Genomic DNA, 20128 nt, shown 5'->3' with positions numbered 1-20128 from the left:
TACAGATCGCTGTATTCATCACATCAATCATTGATATTAACATTTAACAACAGATAGTACCGTAAATTAACACTCGCTGTATGAAGAGGACAGGATATGAGAGCAGGCATAATTGCCGATGATTTTACCGGCGCGACGGATATCGCCAGTTTTCTGGCCAACAACGGAATAGCGACCAGCCTGTTTAGCGGCGTCCCCGGGGAAGATTACCAGGGTGATGCTCGCGCATTAGTTGTGAGTCTGAAATCACGTTCTGTATCAGCCGAAGAATCTGTGACGCTGTCACTTAATGCATTGCACTGGTTGCAACAACAGGGGTGCGATCGCTTTTATTTTAAGTACTGCTCCACCTTCGATAGCACGATCAAGGGCAATATCGGGCCGGTAACCGATGCCTTAATGGATGCGCTAGGCGTCGCAACCACGGTTATCTCCCCGGCGTTGCCCATTAACGGTCGTACGGTGTATCAGGGGCATTTATTCGTTGAAGACCGCCTGTTACAGGAATCCGGTATGCGCAACCATCCGGTCAACCCCATGGATGACAGCGATCTACGCCGTTTGATGGAACGCCAGTCTCGCGGCACATGCGCTCTTATCAATGTGCAGATTCTGGAGTCCGGCGAGGCAGCCGTGCGCGACGAGATCCAAACTTTATCCGCCTCGGGTTATCGTTATATCGCGCTGGACGCAATAAACGATAAACACCTGCAAATTCAGGGACAAGCGCTGCACGATATGAAGCTGGTTACCGGGGGTTCCGGTTTAGCTGCCGGTCTCGCGCGTAGCTGGGCCAACGCCACGGCGACGTCCCTTCCCTTTCACGTCACCACGTCAGCAGCCACCACGGTAGTATTATCCGGCTCCTGTTCTATCAGAACGCAGGCGCAGGTAGAAAAATACCGCCAACTGGCGCCAGCGCTGTCCGTGGATGTTGCAGGTTTGCTTGATAAACGTTGGACGCTTGATGAGTATTGCGGCCAGATCGTTGAATGGCTGTACCAGCAGTCTGACGCGGTCATGGCGCCAATGGTTTACGCCACCACTTCGGTCGCCGATCTGCACAACATCCAGCAGCGCTATGGCGCCGAGCCAAGTCGGTTGATGGTTGAGGCGCTGTTTTCTCTGTTGGCAAAACAACTCGCGCAGCAAGGCGTGAGCCGGTTCATCGTCGCTGGTGGAGAAACCTCCGGCGCGGTAACGCAAGCGCTGGATATTCGCCATTTCGCTATTGGCGCCGCGGTCTCACCCGGCGTTCCGTGGATCAAGGCAGATTCCCGACCGCTTTTCCTGCTGCTCAAATCCGGCAATTTTGGCGATGACAATTTCTTTGCTCGCGCGCAGTCCGCGGAGGTTTGCGCATGAACGAGTCATCCCTACGCCAACAGATGGTGGCTATCGCACGCTCTTTCTTTCAGCGCGGCTACGCAACCGGTTCGGCGGGCAATCTTTCCGTCCAGCTTGCTGACGGCACGATTCTGGCTACCCCGACGGGCTCCTGTCTTGGCGAGCTTAACGCCGAAGAATTGTCGCACGTGAACCTGAACGGTGAACTGCTCTCAGGGTTAAAACCCTCAAAAGAGGTGAGTTTTCATCTCGCGCTGTACCGCAACAATCCGCAGTGCCGCGCCGTCGTCCATCTGCATTGCCATTACCTGACGGCCTTATCCTGCCTACAGGATCTGGATCCGGCGAATACCCTTCCGGCCTGTACGCCGTATGTGGTCATGCGGGTCGGTGAAATACCGCTGGTGCCCTATTTCCGCCCTGGCGATCCGCAGATTGGCCAATGGCTCGGTGAACGCGCCACGCAGCATAAGGCTTTTTTGCTGGCTAATCATGGTCCGGTGGTGGTGGGTAAATCGCTACGCGATGCCGCCGACAATCTGGAAGAGATGGAAGCGTCCGCCCGCCTGTTCTTCACGTTAAAAAACAGCCCGGTGAACTATCTCGATCATCAACAACTGACTGTGCTTCGAGGAATGCAATAATGTTGAAACTAGCTGCCAATTTATCGATGTTATTCGGCGAAAATCCGCCTCTGGAGCGCTTCTTCCTGGCGGCCAGGGCCGGTTTTAATGCCGTTGAGATGTGGTTCCCTTACGAATATCCCGTAGAGACCGTCGCCCGCGAATTAGAGAAACATCACCTCAAGCTTATCGGCATTAATACTCCGGCAGGCGATACCGCGCGCGGCGAATGGGGATTATCGGCTTTACCTGGCCGTGAAGAGGAAGCCCGCAAAGCCATTGATTTAGCCATTCATTATGCTGCGGCTTTGCAGTGCCCGGCGATACATGTTATGGCGGGGGTCACCGAAGGATTCGACCGGCAGCACTGCGCGGACACGTTTATTGACAACGTACGCTACGCGGCGGACCGAGCCAAAGCGCATAACATCACCATTTTGCTTGAAGGCTTATCGCCCGCCACCCGTCCGGGTTATTTATTTTCCAGCCAATACCAGGCGATGGAATATATTCGCCAGGCGGACCGCGACAATATTCGACTGCAGCTTGATATTTTCCACGCCCAGCAGGTCGATGGCAATCTAACTTATTTATTGAAAAACTATAAAGAGTATATCGGCCATATCCAGATTGCGTCGGTACCGGCGCGCCAGGAGCCGATTGACGGCGAAGTAGATTATCAATGGATTTTCGCCGTACTCGAGCAGGAAAAATATGATGGTTACGTCGCCGCGGAATATAGTCCTCGCGCCGGAACGCAAGCCGGACTGCACTGGGCGCAGGCCTGGTTAAATAACTAAAACCTACATAATATCAATGCCTCAGTGAGCGCCGATGCGCGCTCATTTTTTGGAGATAGAACTATGTCAAACCACTCTGCGTTGAGCCTGGAGGGCGCTGCGCCTGCCATAAATGAAGAGTTAGTGTGGAAGAAAGTTGTCCGCCGCACGCTGCCATTATTAATGATTTGCTATATTCTGGCCTATCTTGACCGGGTTAACGTCAGTATCGCTAAATTACAAATGTCGAGCGATCTGGCATTTTCCGACACCGTTTACGGTATCGGCGCGGGTATATTTTTCATCGGTTTTTTCTTTTTTGAAATTCCCAGCAATATGATCCTTCATCGCTTTGGCGCCAGACGTTTGCTTGGCGGTTTACTTATTTCCTGGGCGCTCATCGCGCCGCTGACGGCATTCGTGCGTACGCCGCTGGAGTTTTATACCGTGCGCTTCTTTTTAGGCGTAGCGGAATCTGGCTTTTATCCCGGGGTAATTCTGTATCTTTCGTTCTGGTTCCCCAGCTATCGCCGCGGGCGGATGTTCGCCCTCTTTGCTACCGCCGTACCGCTTTCCGGGATCCTCGGCGCTCCGCTCTCCGGCTGGATTATGGGCCATTTTCATGAGTACGGCGGGCTCGCTGGCTGGAAGTGGCTGTACATTATCGAAGGCGCGCCATCTCTGCTCATTGGCGTGCTGGTGATATTTCTGTTGACCGACCGCATTTCTCAGGCGAAATGGCTGTCAGATGACGAAAAAGCGTTGCTCGAGGTGCGACTGCGCAGCGATGGCAGCCATAAGACCGAACAGCATGGTTCAATGCTGGCTGTTTTGAAGAATCCGAAGGTGTGGTTACTGACTTTTATCTATTTCTGCCTGATTGCCGGGTTCTATACCGTCAGTTTCTGGATGCCAACGCTGATTCATAACGCCGGTGAAGGCGATGTGCTGAAAGTCGGATTGTTAACCGCTATTCCTTATGCCGCAGCGATAGTCACCATGATTGCCGCTTCGCGCAGCGCCGATAAACATAGAGAACGTCGCTGGCATCTCGCCGCCATCGCCGTCATGAGCGGCCTGGGGATGATTATTGCGGCGCTGTTCAGCCACGATCTGGTGATTGCGATGATCGGTTTAACAATTGGCGCAGCGGGCGGATTAAGCACCCTACCGTTATTCTGGAGCCTGCCGACGGCCTTCCTTGGCGGCGCTTCCGCCGCGGTCGGTATCGCGGTAATCAACTCCTTTGGCAACCTTGCCGGCTTTGTCGCGCCGTGGATTATGGGCCTGCTCACCGATATGACCCATTCGACGCTAACCGGCACCTTAATCATCTCCGCGACGCTGTTTATCGGCGCTGCTGCGATATTCCGTATTCCTGCCCGTATGGTTAACCATTAATAATATTGAGAAAATCACCATGAATAATACATTAACGATTGCCGTCACCGGCGCCGCCGGATTTCTCGGCACCCAACTGGTCAAGGCGCTGCTTCAGCGCGGTTCGTTGAGCGACCCGCAGGGCGAAACGCAAGAAATCGGTAGACTGATCGCTATCGACCGCGTGGCGTTACAGGGGATCGACGATAGCCGTTTACAGGTATTAACCGGCGACATCAGCGATAGCGAATGGTTACGTAGCGCGATTCCAGCGCAGGTCGATAGCGTCTTCCATTTAGCCGCCATCGTTTCAAGCCAGGCTGAACAAGACTTCGAGCTGGGGATGAAAATCAACGTTGATGCCTTCCGTCAACTGCTGGAGCATCTGCGTCAGTTGCCGAAGAACGTCAAACTGGTGACCACCAGTTCGGTGGCGGTTTTCGGCGGCGACTTACCGGAAAAAGTCAGTGATTCACAGGTATGGTTGCCGCAAAGTTCTTACGGCACGCAAAAAGCCATTTGCGATCTGTTACTGGCGGATTACAGCCGTCGCGGTTGGCTTAATGGCAGAAGCCTGCGCATGCCCACCATCGTCGTGCGCCCGGGGAGGCCCAATCAGGCGGCATCGAGTTTTGCCAGCGGTATTATCCGCGAGCCACTTAATGGGGAATCCGCCGTTTGCCCGGTCACAGCGGATACCCGTCTGTGGCTGTTGTCGCCCCGTAACGCAATTAAGGCTTTAATTCACGGGCACGAACTGGCTGAGGCACAGTTGACGGACGGTCGGGTGATTAATCTCTGCGGGCTGTCGGTCAGCGTCGAACAGATGATCGTGGCGTTGCGCCAGGTTGCCGGCAGTGAAGTCGCGCAGCGTATCACCTTCACGCCCGATGCCGCCATTGAACGCATTGTCAATTCGTGGCCCGGCGATTTCGACACGCGCTATGCTCAGCGTCTTGGGTTTAGCGCCAACCACAGCTTCAGCGAAATGATCGAAGAGTATATGGCGGATTACCTCAAATAGGTTCGGTATCAGCGGCGCCCGACGGCGCCGCTGCATGTTACCAGGGGAAGTCGTGAACCAGCGAAAGATCCCAGGCGGTGGCCAATAACGACAGAAACATAATCAGATTAACGGTAGTTTCGATTCGTTTTTCCATGTTGCTTCTCCTGTGTCGCACAGCTAGAGCTTCATCAGATATCGAACATAATCGTCCGCAGGGGTAAATTCATCATACAGACGGCGGGCAGGATTATCGTGACGGGTATGCCAGTACAGCCGCGACCATCCCTGAATTTTACCTTCAGCCTGCAGGGTTTGAATCAGCGTTCTCGCGACTCCCCGTCCGCGAGCTTTTGGCGCGACAAACAGATCTTCCAGATAACAGATAGGCGTCGTCACCCAGGTGCCTTCGTGCAGTACGCAAATAGCAAACCCCAGTACCTCACCATCAACCACGGCTACCCGGCCTATTACCGGAGACTGCGGATCCAGCAGACGCCGCCAGGTATGTTCGGTGACGGTGTCCGGCTGCGGGCTATTATAGAACTGCGTGTACCCCTCCCATAACGCTCGCCAGGCGCTGTAATCCCGGTCAGTAGGTTCACGTATGTCGATATTCATTGATGGGATCTCCGCACGCTAAACGTCATCGTTAAGTCATTATTTTGCTTTCTGAAAATGACTTCAAGCGCCGAGTGCACATTTCATCCCTTTCCCCGCTGCAAAGCGATGCCGGTACGATGTTACTGTAACGGCTTCTTGCTAGTAACAACCAGAATGTTGTAACTAATGACAGAAATTAACCCGGCTACATGCCGGGTCGCTTCAGTTGGCGTGTTAGCACAGCGGTTTTACGGCGCTGCGCATGCCGTCACGTAAGATAGCATCCAGATCGGCCGTTACCTGCGCCGTCAGTCCTGGCACCTGCGTCAGATCCTGCTGCCAGTGCGATTCTACCGACAACACCGACGTTACCAGGTCCCGCGTTGCAAGCTGGCCGTCGCGATGCTGCGCCCACAGCGTCTGAAAGCGAGCGATCCACTCCGCGTCGTCCTGAACCGGGTAGACTTCACCGTTACGCTCTCCGCGGTAGAAGGCAATCAATGCCGCCAGCGCGAAAGTCAGGCGCGGTGGCAATTTACCGCTTTGCTTCTGCCCTACCAGCAGCTGCGGCAGGATACGTGTACGGAACTTCGTCATGCCATTGAGGGCGATGGATAAGAGTTGGTGTTTGATATAGGGATTGCGGAAGCGTCCTGTTACCGCGCTGGCGAATGATTCCAGCTCATCGCGCGGCAGATCGAGAACCGGGATAATCTCATGATATATCGCTTTTTCGACAAATGAGCAGACTTCCGCGTCGTTCATCGCTTCACCGACGGTATCCAGGCCTGCCTGCCAGGCTACCGGCACCAGCGCGGTATGCGCGCCGTTAAGAATCGCTACCTTCCGTTCTTTATAGGGTTTGATATCGTCAACAATCAGCACGTTGAGCGGTAATTTATCGAGGCGCAGTTCGGCGGCAAGCGATTTCGGCCCCTGGATCACGAACAGGTAAAAGTGCTCAGCGGTATCAAGAAAGGCGTCTTTATAGCCAAGCTGCGTTTCAATCTGCTCCGCTTCATCGCGCGGATAGCCGGTAACGATGCGGTCCACCAGCGTCGAACAGAAGGTGTTCGCCTCTGCAAGCCAGGCGGCGAAAGCTGCCGGCAGCGCCCATTCATGCGCATAGCGCAGCACCAGTTCACGCAGCGCCTCGCCGTTATAATCGATGAGCTCACAAGGGATGATAACCCAGCCTTTATCAGCGGCGCCGGCAAAATGGCTGAAACGCTCATATAGCAGCCGGGTCAGTTTCGCCGGATAGCTCACCGCCGGGGCATCGTCAAAACGGTCCCCGGCATGGTAGCTGATACCCGCCTCGGTGGTGTTGGAGAAGACAAAGCGGATATCCGGATTGTGCGCCAGACGCAGAAATTCCTCATAGTCGGCGTAGGCGCTAATTTCGCGGTTTACCGAACGAATAAGACGCGCATCGCTGACTGCTTCGCCCTTTTCATTCAGTCCGCGAATAATTGTGGTGTAGAGGCCGTCCTGAGTGCTCAGCGACGGCGGGAAATCGCTGGCGATGGGTCGGACGATGACCACCCCAGCATTCAGGTCAGTATGCTCGTTAAGCAGGTCAATTTGCCAGTCAACAAACGCGCGCAGGAAGTTACCTTCGCCAAACTGGATGATACGTTCAGGGTACTGCGCGCCGGGGAAATCACGACGGTTTAAGGTTTTCACAATGGGTTCCCTCTTAGAGTAGTCATACAACCTGAGTAATTGGTCCAATAAGTTATCAGGTTTTATGGTTGGCGAAACCCCGTTTTGATCAAACCTCGTCGCATTATTCTGTCGCCGGGAGGATCTTATAGAACAGCGTGGTGCCCGTCATTTCCCCGTCAGGCATTAAGGCAAACTGCGGAATTTCCCCCGCTTTTTGCCAGCCACACTGCTGATAGAAGCGTTCCGCGCCGCTGCCGGTGGCGGTATCCAGCACCAGTACCGTTTTCCCGTGCGTCAGTGCAATAGCCTCAAGCTCGCTCATCAGCAACCCGGCGACTCCCTGTCGGCGCGCATTTTGGTGAACCAAAAGCTTGGCGACATCGGCGCGGTGCGGCTGGTTTTCCGGCTGGTCGATAATCAACTGGACGGTCCCCACTATCTGCCGTTGTTGGTTTTCGGCCGCCAGCACAATCCGCTCACCGGCGGCGACGCTTTGCGCCATCCGCTGCCAGAAGCGCTCGCCGGTGTCCGACGAAAACGGCTGCATAAAACTGACCGAAGCCCCGCCGTTCACGCAGCTGGCGAGGATTTCATTTAATTGTGGAAGAGATTCAAGAATAGATTCACGCGTCAGCGTGCGAAGTGAAATAGGTGTGGCCATAGGTTGCTCCCTGAAAATGACCACATCACTATGTTTTTAACTAATATTTAACTCAAGCAAAAAGACCATTGGATTTTCTTATCACACGCCGTCAGGCAGCGCCTGTACGCAAACGCGATTGCGCCCGGCCTGCTTGGCGTTGACTAACAGGTCATCCGCTTCCATTAGCAGCTGATTAAACAGCTCGGCGATTCGTCCTTCACCGACTTCACGGCACTGCAGGCCGAGACTCACCGTCAGGCGAATACGCTGCTGCCCCCAGGTGAACGTTTCCGATTCTATCCCCTGGCGAATTTTTTCCGCCAGCACATGGGATTGTTGAGCATTATCGAGCAGCGCCGCGACGGCAAACTCTTCCCCGCCGATACGCGCCACCATTCCCTCATCGCCCGCCAGTTCACGCACCCGCTGGGCGAACTGGGCCAGCACGCAGTCGCCGCATTCATGACCCCAGGTATCATTCACTCGTTTAAAACCATCGATGTCCAGCACCATCACCGAGAGCAGTTTATCCGTCTGCGGCGCCTGGCGTTTCAATGCTTCGCCCAAACCGGAACGAGAGTAAACGCGGGTCTGAAAATCAAAGTCAGCGCGGAGCGCCAGCTGTTTGACGAGGTTGTTGATAGCCTCGACGCTGGTCGCCACGATAACCGGGCTTATCAGCATCGCCGCCATGCCAAGACGGGTTGAAAACAGCTGCCACGGCTGCGGACGCGCATCCGGCGACAGATGGATAAGCGAGTTCGCCACCAGCAAAATCTCAGTGATACCGGTAATAAACGTCAGCAGGCAGGTCAGCGGCAACGGATAGCGAATCGCGCACCAGATCAGCGCCGGCAGCGGGAAAGTAAGGCTTCCGGCGCCGCCTACCGCCACCCCAAGCGCCATCGATAGCACCAGCGCTATTACCGGCAGTAGTTGGCTAAAGCGAAAGCGGCCCAGAACCGATGGCAGCGTCAGGGTCAGAATAAACGGCAAGATGAGGACCGCGGTCGAGAACTGCTCGCTAAACCAGTCCGCCAGTTGCGGAATAAAAGTCGCCCGTTCAACATCAACCGAGCCCAATGCGCCTACCGCGGCGCACACCAGCGCCGCCAGCAGGCAATAACAAAAAAGATTCAGAGCGTTAATTGGCCCCGGCATCGAATCGGCGCGCCGCTTATCCCACAGCACCAGTTGCGCCAGAATGACGATAAAGACGATATTGGAGAAGTTAATCAGCAGCGACGCAAAGCCCATGCCCCAACGGGAAGTCAGGCCGTCATAAACCAGCATCGCGGCAAAACAAATAGCGTAGAAATAGCTGCGATTTAGCCAGACGTAGCGTGCGAAAATACCAGCCATAACGGCATTGAGCGGCCAAAAAAACGAAAGCTCCTGCACCAGACGCAACATAGCGCCCATAAAGTGCAGCAGAATCGTCAGCGTGAATAACACCAGCGCATCGCGCACCGGTTGATCCTCGCGAAATAGCGTGAATGACCGAATCGACAGTGAAGACATTCAGTAATTATCCGTCTAATTGTTTCAGGCAATTATTATGTAAATAATTAGTTAGCGGATTATCATAGCATGAGAATATTTGTTAGGCATACTGCCATGCCTGAGCGAGACAGGTTAACGGTTGGTAATCGCGTTCATTTCCATCACCAGCCAGTGGTGAATTACCTGTACGACATAACGCTGCTCCTCGCCGCTCAGTTCCCGCCCGCGCGGGATCGCATGCCACTTTTCCAGACATCCGCGGCAGCAGGTGGCCGTGGCGTGCTGGGCGATAAATACCGGGTGCCCGCGCATCGGAGTTTGCTTACCATCATTAGCAATCTGCGCCGGAGCCAGCCTTTTGGCGATAAAATCCGCCGCGTGGCTGTCGATAACCTCCGGCCCTTTATCATAACAATACTGTCGCTCTTTCGCCCCGAGGTGGAAGCGAGAGCGGAACGTTGAACGCCCAAGCCGGGCGAACAGATTTTCCATTGCAGACATCAGAACACCGATCTTCCTAAACGTTGGGTAAGCTTCTCGAGTACAGCGATCCCCGCCAGCGAGTTACCCGCTTCATCAAGTTCCGGACTCCACACCGCTATCGCCATCTCCTGTGGCACAATCGCCACAATGCCGCCGCCGACGCCGGATTTTGCCGGCAGCCCGACACGCCAGGCGAACTCTCCGGCGTTCTGGTACATCCCGCTGGTCATCATCAGCGCATTAACCTGCCGCGACTGAATCGGCGCGATAACCGGGTCCGCCAGATGCGGGGCAATCCCCCGATCGGCGAGAAACAGGAAGGTCCGCGCCAGTTCGACGCAACTCATCTCAAGCGAGCAGTAGTGGAAATAGTTTTGTAGCACCGTGGCGACATCATTATGGAAATTGCCGAAAGATTTCATCAGCCAGGCGATGGCGGCATTACGCGCGGAGTGTTCGAACTCGGAGCGCGCGACCACTGAATCATAGGCAATATCGTCCACTCCGCTCAGCCGACGCACGATCTCCAGCATTCTCTGACGCGGCGCGCTCAGGCGGCTTTGCAGCATGTCGCAGACCACTAACGCCCCGGCGTTGATAAAAGGATTACGCGGTTTGCCCTGCTCGATTTCCAGCTGTAGTAAGGAGTTAAAGGGCTGGCCGGAAGGATCTTTACCGACGCGCTGCCAGATCTCCTCTTCCTGATAATGGTTCATCGCCACCACCAGACTTAGCACTTTCGAGATAGATTGGATCGAGAAGCGTTCGTGGGCATCGCCGGCGCTATAGTGCTGCCCATCAACCGTACAGATGGCGACGCCAAGTTTATTGCCGCTGACGCGCGCCAGGGCAGGAATGTAGTCCGCTACCTTGCCGCGCCCTATCAGCGGCCTGATTTCTGCCAGAACGGCATCCAGCATTGCATTATTAATAACCGTCGCCACACTCGGCTCCTTGCCCACCATCGAAATTCGGGTGGCGAGTATAGCAGAGCGTGACGACGGACGTCAGGCGCTAACGTCGATTAGCGACGGTCTTTCCATACGGTTTGAATATTGCAAAACTCATGCAAACCGAAATGCGACAGTTCCCGACCAAAGCCGCTCTTCTTCACGCCGCCGAAAGCCACGCGGGCATCGCTGGCGCTATAGCCATTGATAAACACCCCGCCGCACTCCAGACCACGAGAAAAGCGCTCCTCTTCCGCGTTGCTTGCCGTAAATACTGTTGCCGAAAGACCAAACTCGCTATCGTTAGCCAGTTCAAGAGCATGCGCCGCGTCGCGGGCTTCGCTAATGGTAGCCACCGGACCAAACAACTCCTGACGGAAACCGGTCATCTCCGGGGTAACGTTCGCCAGCACCGTTGGCGCGTAGTAGTTACCGGCGCCGGCGATTTTCTCGCCGCCAAGCAATAAGGTCGCCCCTTCCTTCAGCGTGGCTTCAACCTGCTGATGCAGTTCGTCACGCAGATCGAAACGCGCCATCGGGCCGATGTAATTTTGCTCGTCGCGCGGGTCGCCCATTTTCAGCGCCGCCACGGCGTCCACGAATTTTTTAGTAAAAGCGTCGGCAATACCCGCCTCAACGATAAAGCGTTTCGACGCCGCGCAGACCTGCCCGCTGTTCTGATAACGGCCGACAACGGCGGCTTTCACCGCTTCGTCCAGATCGGCATCGTTGAGCACGATAAAGGGATCGGAACCACCGAGTTCCAGCACGCATTTTTTCAGCGCTGCGCCGGCCTGAGCGCCGATTGCCCGCCCGGCGCGTACGCTACCGGTCACCGTGACCGCTGCGATACGATCATCATTGATAATTTGCGAGACGCCTTCATTGGTGGCGTTGATCCAACCAAAGACGCCCGTCGGCAGTCCCGCTTCGGCAAACAGTTCGCCCAGCAGCTGCGCGCTGCCCATCACGTTCGGCGCGTGTTTCAGCAGATAACTATTCCCTGCCAGCAGAATCGGTACCGCGCCGCGCAGAACCTGCCATACCGGGAAGTTCCACGGCATCACCGCCAGTATCGGCCCCAGCGGCCGGTATTCAATCACCGCCTTATTATCTTCTACCTGGGTGGCTTCGGTCGCCAGCATCGCCGGGCCATGTTCGGCATACCAGTCGCAGAGGTTGGCTGACTTACTCACTTCACCGCGCGCCTGGGCGATGGGCTTACCCATTTCAAGGCTAATCATTTGCGCAAGCTCTTCGCCGCGGGCGCGCATTACGCTGCCGACTTTACGCAGCGCGGCGGCGCGATCGGCGAGCGCGACCTGGCGCCACTGGCGAAAAGCCTGTTGCACCTGGGCAATGGCTGAATCTACTTGTTGTTCGGTTGACCACGGCAGAGACGACACGACTTCACCAGTGGTCGGGTTAACGGAAACCGCATGGGTGGCAGATAAATTCATGGTTATTCTCTCTGTAGGGATTGCGAAGTGTGGATATTGTGGCCTACCCTTCCTTTCATTGAAAATGAATAATATTAAGCAACGCATTCACAAAAGAAGAATATTATGGACCTTACCCAACTTGAGATGTTTAACGCCGTCGCCAGTACCGGCAGTATTACCCAGGCCGCGCAGAAGGTGCACCGCGTCCCGTCGAATCTGACCACCCGTATTCGCCAACTGGAGGCCGACCTCGGCGTCGAGCTATTTATTCGCGAGAACCAACGGCTGCGTCTGTCGCCCGCCGGGCACAGCTTTTTACGCTACAGCCAGCAAATCCTGGCGTTAGTCGATGAAGCGCGGATGGTGGTCGCCGGCGATGAGCCGCAGGGGCTGTTTTCCCTCGGCTCGCTGGAAAGCACCGCTGCGGTGCGCATCCCAACCACGTTAGCCCTTTTCAACCAGCGCTACCCGAAAATCCACCTGGCGTTGTCCACAGGCCCTTCCGGCACCATGATTGACGGCGTGCTGGAAGGCGCGCTCAGCGCGGCGTTTGTCGACGGGCCGCTGGTTCATCCCGGTCTGGAGGGGCTACCGGTGTTCCCGGAAGAGATGATGATCGTCGCCCCTTATGGCCATGCGCCGGTAACCCGCGCCAGCGAGGTCAACGGCGCGAACGTCTACGCATTTCGCGCCAACTGCTCCTACCGTCGTCATTTTGAGAGTTGGTTTCACGCCGACCGCGCGACGCCCGGAAGGATCCATGAGATGGAGTCCTATCACGGCATGTTAGCCTGCGTGATCGCCGGCGCCGGGTTGGCGCTTATCCCACGCAGTATGCTGGAGAGTATGCCAGGGCATCAGCAGGTTTCCGCCTGGCCGCTCGCCGAAGAGTGGCGCTGGCTGACGACCTGGCTTGTGTGGCGACGCGGCGCGAAGACGCGCCAGCTGGAGGCATTTATTGAATTGCTGAACGAGGATCGTCAGGCGGCTAGCGCGACATGATGGCCGGACGTTAATCGGCGATAATCAGCCGCGGCGAGAGTTCCTTAAGCGCATCGCGGGTTTCCCCCGGCAAATGCCCGTCGGTGATGATGTCCGTGAGCGAGTCGAGGTGCGCGATATTGAACAGCGACCAGGCGCCGTATTTCGAACTGTCGGCCAGCAGGATCCGCCGCCGGGCATTGGCGATCAGATCGCGTTTCAGCGCCGCCTTCTCTTCCGTCGGCGCGGTAATGCCCTTTTGCAAATCCCAACCGTTACAGCTGACGAATGCCAGATCAGGCCACACATTCTGCAGCAAGCGTCGCCCATGTTCGCCAATACACGACTGGCTGCTGTCATCAATGCGACCGCCAATAATCGTCACTTCAATCTGTTTGAATTCAGCCAGAAACAGCGCGATATGCAGATCGCTGGTGATGACCCGCAGCGGCAGATGCGTAATCTGTCGCGCCAGTTCAATCATAGTGGTACCGGCGTCCAGCACAATGGCATCGCCGGCCTTGATAAGCGACGCCGCCGCCCTGGCGATAGCGTATTTCTCCTGAGGGCTACGCTGCGCTTTTTCCAGCGTCGTCGGCTGTGTGGGAATAAATCGGTTGAGCGTCACGCCGCCGTGGGTGCGGCTAATGACCCCTTCCTGATCGAGTTTAATCAGATCGCGACGAATGGTCGCCGGCGAGGCGTTAGTTACCGCAACCAGTTGGTCGACCGTTACCAGATTATGGCTTTTCAGGAAGTCCATAATCTGCTCTAACCGATTATATCCCTTCATGTTATTCCTGTGCGATTTGCATGGCGAGCTCAATGGAGGTTGCCATGCTCTCAGACTTCGCTTTACCTGTCCAGGCAATATCAAAGGCGGTGCCGTGGTCCGCGGAGGTGCGGATAAACGGCAGCCCGGCGGTGATATTCACCCCATCATAGAACCCGAGCAGCTTGAGCGGAATATGCCCCTGATCGTGATACATCGCCACCACCATATCGTACATACCTTCGTGGCACTGCATGAAGACGGTGTCCGGCGGGCACGGTCCGACGACATGAACGCCCTGTGCCTTCATCGCCGCGACGGCCGGGGCGACAATACGGATTTCTTCATCGCCAAACAGACCGTTTTCACCGGCGTGCGGGTTCACGCCAGCGACCGCAATGCGCGGCTGCGAATACCCCACGCGGCGTAAAAAATGATCGGCGACCCGGATAACCGTCTCTACCCGCGATTGGCTTAGGGTATCGAGGAAGCGGCGCAGCGCGATATGGGTGGTGACGTGGATCACCTTAAGCTTATCGGTGTACAGCACCATGGCATAATCTTTGGTCTGCGTCAGATGGGCCAGCAGTTCAGTGTGTCCCGGGAAATGGTGCCCGGCCAGATGTAGCGCTTCTTTATTTAACGGCGCGGTGGCGATAGCTTTAACTTCCCCCGCCAGCGCCAGCGCGGTGGCGCGCTTGATGCAGCGATACGCCAAATCGCCGGCCTGAGCCTGGACTGCGCCGGGCCGCAGGGCCTGAGGATCGCTTAACGGTTCATCAATCACGTTAATCGTTGCGGGTGAAAACTGCGCTTCGCGCGGGTGTTCGATAATTCGCAACTCCGCGCGCGGGGTTATGTTCAGCGCCAGGATCCGCCGCAGCGTCTGCGCGCAGCCCACGACCACCACCGGCGCGCCGCTCAGTTCGCCTTCGCTCAGCGATTTAATAATAATTTCCGGACCAATGCCCGCCGGGTCGCCCATCGTTACCGCAATCATGTTAGACACTCAGTTTCTCCTCAATAAAATTCACGACATCCCGCAGCGTGGTCTCCGTACCGAATCCCCCTGCTTTGGTCATCACCGGACGCGGCCAGCGACTTCCGAGAAAATGGCCGTACGGCACGCATTGCGCCACCCGGCCGGTTATATGAAACCCCTGCGCGCCGAGCGCATGAGCGACGGCGATCGCGACATCGCCGCCGGATAGATACAGCGCCCCCGGCGCATGTAGCTCAACGGCAAGTTGGGTGACCTGCGCGAGATAAGCGCAGATCTGTTCTCCCAGCGCAGCGCGGCTCAAGCCGCGTTCACGGCACTGCGCCTCAATACCGTGCCGGACAGCGTTATCCGCGCAGGTGGTGACCACGCAATGATGATTTGCCGCCAGTACCTCGGCGATTCGCCGGGCATCGGCCAACGCATCGCCGTTAAAGGCGCGGGCAACATCAATCCCGATCCGCCCGACTCGCGGATGGCCGGCCAAAGCGGCGACCTGAGCCTGCGCTATTTCGCTCATTGAGCCGACCACCGCCAGCAACGGCCCGGCCGCATCCCGGCGCAGGTAGCGCGAAAGCGCCTCGCAGATCCCCGCAGAGCCCACCAGCAGCGTTTGCCGCGCGCGGCTGGCTACCGCAGCGATAACCTCATCCAGCTGCGCGTCTTCTTCAGCATCAATAATCAATACACGCGGTTGGTCGCTCTCTTCCGCGAGGGCGGCGGTCAACTGCTGTACGTCAAGCGAACGGCACGGCAGCTGGCTCTGCATGGCGAGCAATTGCCCAATATCGGCGCTACTGACCGGGGTTTTGGGGTCGCTGGCGTATTCCGTTTTATCGAGTGCCACGCCGTGGACATAACATCGTCCGCCGCGGGTTATGCGCCCTGCCGCCGGAAAGGCCGGCGCGACGACCGCGGTGACGCAGCCCCGCGCACGCATCATCGCCTCCAGTTCCGCGCCGGGGTTGCCGCGTAGGGTGGAGTCGATTTTCTTCACCTGCCAGACGGCGGCGAAATTTGCCGCATCACGGAGTATCGCGTTCACTTTCTCTGCTGCCTGCGCCCCGGAAAGCGCCCGACTATCGCTATTGAGAACCAACGCCCGGGTGGTCGGCTGATAGCCGGCGCTAAACGCCACCTCAACCGCCAGGCCCGCTTCTGCCAGACTGACACCGGCATCATTGGCCCCGGTAAAGTCATCTGCCAGCACCAGAACAGGATTATCGCCGCAGCTCATTCTCTTTCCTTCATCGCTTATCCGAACCGTTAATGATTATATTCAATCATATTTGATTAAATGTGAGCAAGCTCAAGTTATTAAACGTCCGTATAAATTATAACTTTTGCTCATTGAAATGAGTGAACACTACGCACATTGATTGAATTCAATCATAACAATAGAGGAGTGAGACGTGGCGACGATTAACAGCACGATTATCAGCGGCGCGGGCGCCATATCAGCCCTGAAGCCAGTGCTGGCAGGTAAAAAGCGCATTTTACTGGTCACCGATGCGAACGTCGGTAAGTTGGCAGCGACCAAACAGATCCAACATCTGCTGGGCGAGAATAACGTTGATGTGAGGATCGTGGATTCCGTGCCGGCAGAGCCCAGTCAACATGATGTGGCGCAGATTGTTGCCCAACTCGCGGGAACGCAGCCACAGATGGTCGTCGGTATCGGCGGCGGCAGCGTCCTCGATGTGGCTAAGCTGCTCTCGGTACTACTACACCCCGCATCCCCTACGCTCAACGCGCTGATTGACGGCGAGAAACCGCGTCTGCGTCTGGCGTCACTGTTGATACCCGCCACCGCCGGCACCGGCTCGGAAGCGACGCCAAATGCCATCCTGGCTATTCCCGAACGTAATACCAAAGTGGGGATTATCTCCCCGGTACTGCTGCCGGATTTCGTGGCCCTGTTGCCGGAACTGACTACCAGCATGCCTGCGGCCATTGCCGCCTCCACCGGTATCGATGCGCTGTGTCATCTACTGGAGTGCTTTACTTCAACCGTCGCGAACCCGGTGAGCGATAACGCCGCCTTAATCGGCCTGCATAAGCTGGTGCGGCATATTGAGCGTTCCGTGACCCACCCGCAGGATCTCACGGCGAAACTGGAGATGCTGTGGGCCTCGTACTATGGCGGCGTGGCTATCAATCATGCCGGCACGCATCTGGTGCACGCGCTCTCCTACCCGCTTGGCGGCACCTGGCATTTACCACACGGCGTCGCAAACGCCATTCTGCTGGCCCCCTGTATGCAGGTCGTACGCCCGCACGCGGTGGATAAATTCGCTCAGGTCTGGGATCTGATCCCGGACGCCGATCTGACCTTGAATAACGAAGAGAAATCTCATGCGCTGGTCCGCTGGCTGGCGCAACTGGTGAAACGCCTGGCGCTGCCGGACAACCTCGCTGCGCTGGGTGTACCGCCAGAGAGTATTGAAACGCTAAGCGCCGCGGCGCTGGAAGTAAAACGATTAATGAACAATGCCCCATGCAGCGTGAACCAGGACGAAGTCCAGGCGATTTACCAGACGCTGTTTCCACAGTCATCTCATCAGGGAGAAGAGAAATAAATGCATCATTCCATTCGCGGCGTGTTAACCGCCATTGTTACCCCCTTTACCGCCAGCGGTGAACTGAACCTGACGGCGCTGTGCCAACAGGTAGAACGTCAGCTGGCCGCCGGTAATGGCATTTTCTGCGGCGGAACCAACGGCGAGTTTTTCGTCCTTAATGAGGCGGAAAAAATTGCGGTTGCCGAAACCTGCGTCGAGGCGGTTGCCGGACGCGCGCCGGTGGTGGCGCATATTGGCGAAGTGTCGACGCGGGAAACCATTCGTCTTGGCCAGCAGATAGCAAAGTCAGGCGTCGACGCGGTGTCGGTCATCACCCCGTGGTTCGTGCCGCTGAAGCAAGATGAGTTGCTGAGTCACTACACGGCAATCGCCGATGCGCTAAGCGTTCCGGTATTTCTGTATAACATCCCGGCGCGCACCGGCAACACCATTGAACCGCAAACCGCACGTCAGCTAGCTGCGCATGACAACATTATTGGCATAAAAGATAGCGCCGGTAGTTATGACAGCCTGAAGGGCTTTCTTGATGCGGTGAAGGGTATCGACGGTTTTAATGTCCTGAACGGGCCGGATTCGCTGATTCATCAGGGGTTCGTTGATGGTTGTTCAGCGTGCATTTCCGGGTTGGCTAACGTTGCGCCACGGGAGATTAACGCGATTTGGTCAACCTTCCAGGCCGGCGATATTGAAGCCTCAAGGCTGGCGCAGGAAAACGTCACCGGCCTGCGTACCGATCTCTACAAAGTCGCCTTTTCCCCCGCCGCGGTGAAAAAAGCATTGCAGCTGATGGGCCATGAGGTCGGCGATAGCCGCTACGCGGTTCAGTTTAGCGCATCTCAACTGCAGCAAATACGTGGAATCATCGCGCAGTATCTTAATTAAACGCTGCGTTTCTTCAACAAAATAGACCGGGTACCTGTGTGCCCAGGATTCGTACGCCCAAAGAGAGGCTAAGATGAATCATTTTACCACTGAAGATACCTTTATTATTGTCGGCATTGTCATCGCCTATATCTTATTTACCACCTGGCTGACGTTCCGCATTAGAAGTAAAAACTCCGGGGATTTTATGGAGGGCTCGCGCGCGATGCCGGCCTTTATCGTCGGTATCCTGCTGATGTCGGAATATATCGGCGCCAAGTCGACTATCGGAACCGCACAGGCCGCGTTTGAGAGCGGGATTGCCGCTTCCTGGTCGGTGTTGGGCGCCGCTATTGGCTTTCCATTGTTTGGCCTGATACTGGTTAAACGCATCTATAACACTGGCAAAATTACTATTTCCGGGGCGATTGCCGAGCGATACGGCACCAGCACCAAGAATATTATTTCCATCATTATGATTTACGCCCTGTTGCTGGTGAACGTCGGCAACTACGTCAGCGGCGCGGCGGCAATTTCCACGGTATTAAAGATCAATTTACCCCTCGCGGCGTTTATTACCGCCATTGTCAGTACTTTCTATTTTGCCTTCGGCGGTATGAAAGGCGTAGCCTGGGTCACCATGCTGCACAGCGCATTAAAATATGCCGGTCTACTCATTATTATGGGTTTCGCGCTGGCAAAAACCGGCGGTTTCACGCCGATGATCGAGAAGATGCCTGATTACTACTGGACCTGGGATGGTAATTTTGGCGCCGGCACGATCTGCGCCTGGCTTATCGGCACCATCGGCTCCATCTTCTGCACCCAGTTTGTCATTCAGGCTATCAGCTCGACAAAAAACGTAAAATCGGCGAAACGCTCTACCTGGATTGCCTTTTTCTTCTGCCTGCCTATCGCCTTCGCGATCGCCATTATCGGCGTGGCGGCGAAGTTTTTACACCCGGAAATCAATAGCCTGTACGCCCTGCCGGTGTTCCTGCAAGATATGAACCCGTGGCTTGCCGGGTTAGTGACAACGTCACTTGTTGCTTCAATTTTCGTTAGCGTCAGTACCGTTGCCCTGGCGATTGCCTCGCTGGTGGTAAAAGATTTTTACGTGCCGTGGCGCAATCCAACGCCGGAGCAGGAGTTTAAAGCCACCCGTTGGGCCTCGCTTATCATCGGTTTTCTGCCGCTTATTTTTGTGCTGCTGGTACCGGAAGTGCTGAAGCTCTCCTTCTTTACCCGCGCCATCAGGCTTTCTATCACCGTGGTCGCGGTCATCGCCTTCTATGCGCCGTTCTTTAAAAGCGCCCGCGGCGCGAACGCGGGCCTCATTGGCGCCTGTGTGGTGACCTCGGTGTGGTATTTGCTCGGCGATCCGTTCGGCATCAATAACATGTACATCGCGCTGATCACCCCGGCCCTGATTATGGTTATCGACCGTCTGATCCCCAATAAAACGCAACAATCATCCCCGGCCCCCATTGAACAACGTGGAGTGTAAA

The 20128-nt window shown here is 56.1% G+C and carries 19 protein-coding genes; 9 read left to right on the top strand and 10 right to left on the bottom strand.

Annotation, left to right across the window (positions count from 1 at the left end):
• Positions 1 to 96 precede the first annotated feature (96 nt).
• The 5 genes from otnK to denD all read left to right on the top strand — a co-directional run bounded on the left by otnK (position 97) and on the right by denD (position 5153).
• On the top strand, positions 97 to 1365 hold the full coding sequence (gene otnK / locus PGR79_RS00305; protein WP_113373426.1) for a 3-oxo-tetronate kinase: 1269 nt from the start codon (positions 97 to 99) through the stop codon (positions 1363 to 1365).
• Positions 1362 to 1991 carry an aldolase gene (locus PGR79_RS00300; protein ID WP_113373427.1) on the top strand — a complete coding sequence of 210 codons (630 nt, stop codon included), beginning with the start codon at positions 1362 to 1364 and terminating at the stop codon, positions 1989 to 1991. The genes otnK and PGR79_RS00300 overlap by 4 nt, the downstream gene beginning before the upstream one ends.
• Entirely contained in the window at positions 1991 to 2770 is a 780-nt protein-coding gene (gene otnI / locus PGR79_RS00295) for a 2-oxo-tetronate isomerase (protein ID WP_113373428.1), read from the top strand. Before PGR79_RS00300 ends, otnI begins: the two co-directional genes overlap by 1 nt.
• 63 nt (positions 2771 to 2833) lie before the next feature.
• Complete coding sequence (locus tag PGR79_RS00290) at positions 2834 to 4150, top strand: MFS transporter (RefSeq protein ID WP_113373429.1); 1317 nt, start codon at positions 2834 to 2836, stop codon at positions 4148 to 4150.
• Positions 4151 to 4169: 19 nt separating this feature from the next.
• A complete protein-coding gene (gene denD / locus PGR79_RS00285) occupies positions 4170 to 5153 on the top strand; it encodes a D-erythronate dehydrogenase (protein WP_113373430.1) in 984 nt (327 codons plus the stop codon).
• A gap of 159 nt (positions 5154 to 5312) precedes the next feature.
• Here denD and PGR79_RS00280 read toward each other — a convergent pair whose 3' ends face one another.
• From PGR79_RS00280 to sad, 7 genes are all read right to left on the bottom strand, one after another.
• Positions 5313 to 5753 carry a GNAT family N-acetyltransferase gene (locus tag PGR79_RS00280; RefSeq protein ID WP_113373431.1) on the bottom strand — a complete coding sequence of 147 codons (441 nt, stop codon included), beginning with the start codon at positions 5751 to 5753 and terminating at the stop codon, positions 5313 to 5315.
• Positions 5754 to 5969: 216 nt separating this feature from the next.
• Complete coding sequence (locus PGR79_RS00275; protein ID WP_113373432.1) at positions 5970 to 7421, bottom strand: tagaturonate reductase; 1452 nt, start codon at positions 7419 to 7421, stop codon at positions 5970 to 5972.
• A 103-nt stretch (positions 7422 to 7524) separates the two neighbouring features.
• Positions 7525 to 8064 carry a GNAT family N-acetyltransferase gene (locus PGR79_RS00270; protein WP_113373433.1) on the bottom strand — a complete coding sequence of 180 codons (540 nt, stop codon included), beginning with the start codon at positions 8062 to 8064 and terminating at the stop codon, positions 7525 to 7527.
• Between the two features lie 81 nt (positions 8065 to 8145).
• On the bottom strand, positions 8146 to 9567 hold the full coding sequence (locus PGR79_RS00265) for a GGDEF domain-containing protein (protein ID WP_162750147.1): 1422 nt from the start codon (positions 9565 to 9567) through the stop codon (positions 8146 to 8148).
• Positions 9568 to 9681: 114 nt separating this feature from the next.
• Positions 9682 to 10050, bottom strand: coding sequence for a DUF4186 domain-containing protein (locus PGR79_RS00260; protein WP_087860711.1), 369 nt, complete (start codon positions 10048 to 10050; stop codon positions 9682 to 9684).
• On the bottom strand, positions 10050 to 10976 hold the full coding sequence (gene glsB, locus PGR79_RS00255; protein WP_045394518.1) for a glutaminase B: 927 nt from the start codon (positions 10974 to 10976) through the stop codon (positions 10050 to 10052). Before glsB ends, PGR79_RS00260 begins: the two co-directional genes overlap by 1 nt.
• An 80-nt stretch (positions 10977 to 11056) precedes the next feature.
• Positions 11057 to 12442 carry a succinate-semialdehyde dehydrogenase gene (gene sad / locus PGR79_RS00250; RefSeq protein ID WP_113373434.1) on the bottom strand — a complete coding sequence of 462 codons (1386 nt, stop codon included), beginning with the start codon at positions 12440 to 12442 and terminating at the stop codon, positions 11057 to 11059.
• A gap of 105 nt (positions 12443 to 12547) precedes the next feature.
• On the opposite strand from sad, the gene ptrR reads away from it, so the two are divergent.
• Complete coding sequence (ptrR, locus tag PGR79_RS00245; RefSeq protein ID WP_015705323.1) at positions 12548 to 13426, top strand: putrescine utilization regulator PtrR; 879 nt, start codon at positions 12548 to 12550, stop codon at positions 13424 to 13426.
• Positions 13427 to 13436: 10 nt separating this feature from the next.
• Here the strand turns inward: ptrR and PGR79_RS00240 are convergent, their stop codons facing one another.
• Genes PGR79_RS00240 through dtnK form a run of 3 tightly spaced genes read right to left on the bottom strand, consistent with a single transcriptional unit; the run spans position 13437 to position 16414 of the window.
• Complete coding sequence (locus tag PGR79_RS00240; RefSeq protein WP_113373435.1) at positions 13437 to 14198, bottom strand: DeoR/GlpR family DNA-binding transcription regulator; 762 nt, start codon at positions 14196 to 14198, stop codon at positions 13437 to 13439.
• 1 nt (position 14199) lies between these two features.
• On the bottom strand, positions 14200 to 15186 hold the full coding sequence (locus PGR79_RS00235; RefSeq protein ID WP_113373436.1) for a D-threonate 4-phosphate dehydrogenase: 987 nt from the start codon (positions 15184 to 15186) through the stop codon (positions 14200 to 14202).
• On the bottom strand, positions 15179 to 16414 hold the full coding sequence (dtnK, locus tag PGR79_RS00230; protein ID WP_113373437.1) for a D-threonate kinase: 1236 nt from the start codon (positions 16412 to 16414) through the stop codon (positions 15179 to 15181). The genes PGR79_RS00235 and dtnK overlap by 8 nt, the downstream gene beginning before the upstream one ends.
• 175 nt (positions 16415 to 16589) lie before the next feature.
• Here dtnK and PGR79_RS00225 point away from each other — a divergent pair, with 175 nt between their 5' ends.
• From PGR79_RS00225 to PGR79_RS00215, 3 genes are all read left to right on the top strand, one after another.
• A complete protein-coding gene (locus PGR79_RS00225) occupies positions 16590 to 17756 on the top strand; it encodes an iron-containing alcohol dehydrogenase (RefSeq protein ID WP_113373438.1) in 1167 nt (388 codons plus the stop codon).
• Entirely contained in the window at positions 17757 to 18641 is an 885-nt protein-coding gene (locus PGR79_RS00220; protein WP_113373439.1) for a dihydrodipicolinate synthase family protein, read from the top strand.
• Positions 18642 to 18714: 73 nt separating this feature from the next.
• On the top strand, positions 18715 to 20127 hold the full coding sequence (locus PGR79_RS00215; RefSeq protein WP_113373440.1) for a sodium:solute symporter family protein: 1413 nt from the start codon (positions 18715 to 18717) through the stop codon (positions 20125 to 20127).
• Position 20128 lies beyond the last annotated feature (1 nt).

Source organism: Klebsiella sp. 141161, from assembly GCF_050600815.1.
GTDB classification, from domain to species: domain Bacteria; phylum Pseudomonadota; class Gammaproteobacteria; order Enterobacterales; family Enterobacteriaceae; genus Klebsiella; species Klebsiella aerogenes.
This window is presented reverse-complemented; position numbering and strand designations above follow the sequence as displayed.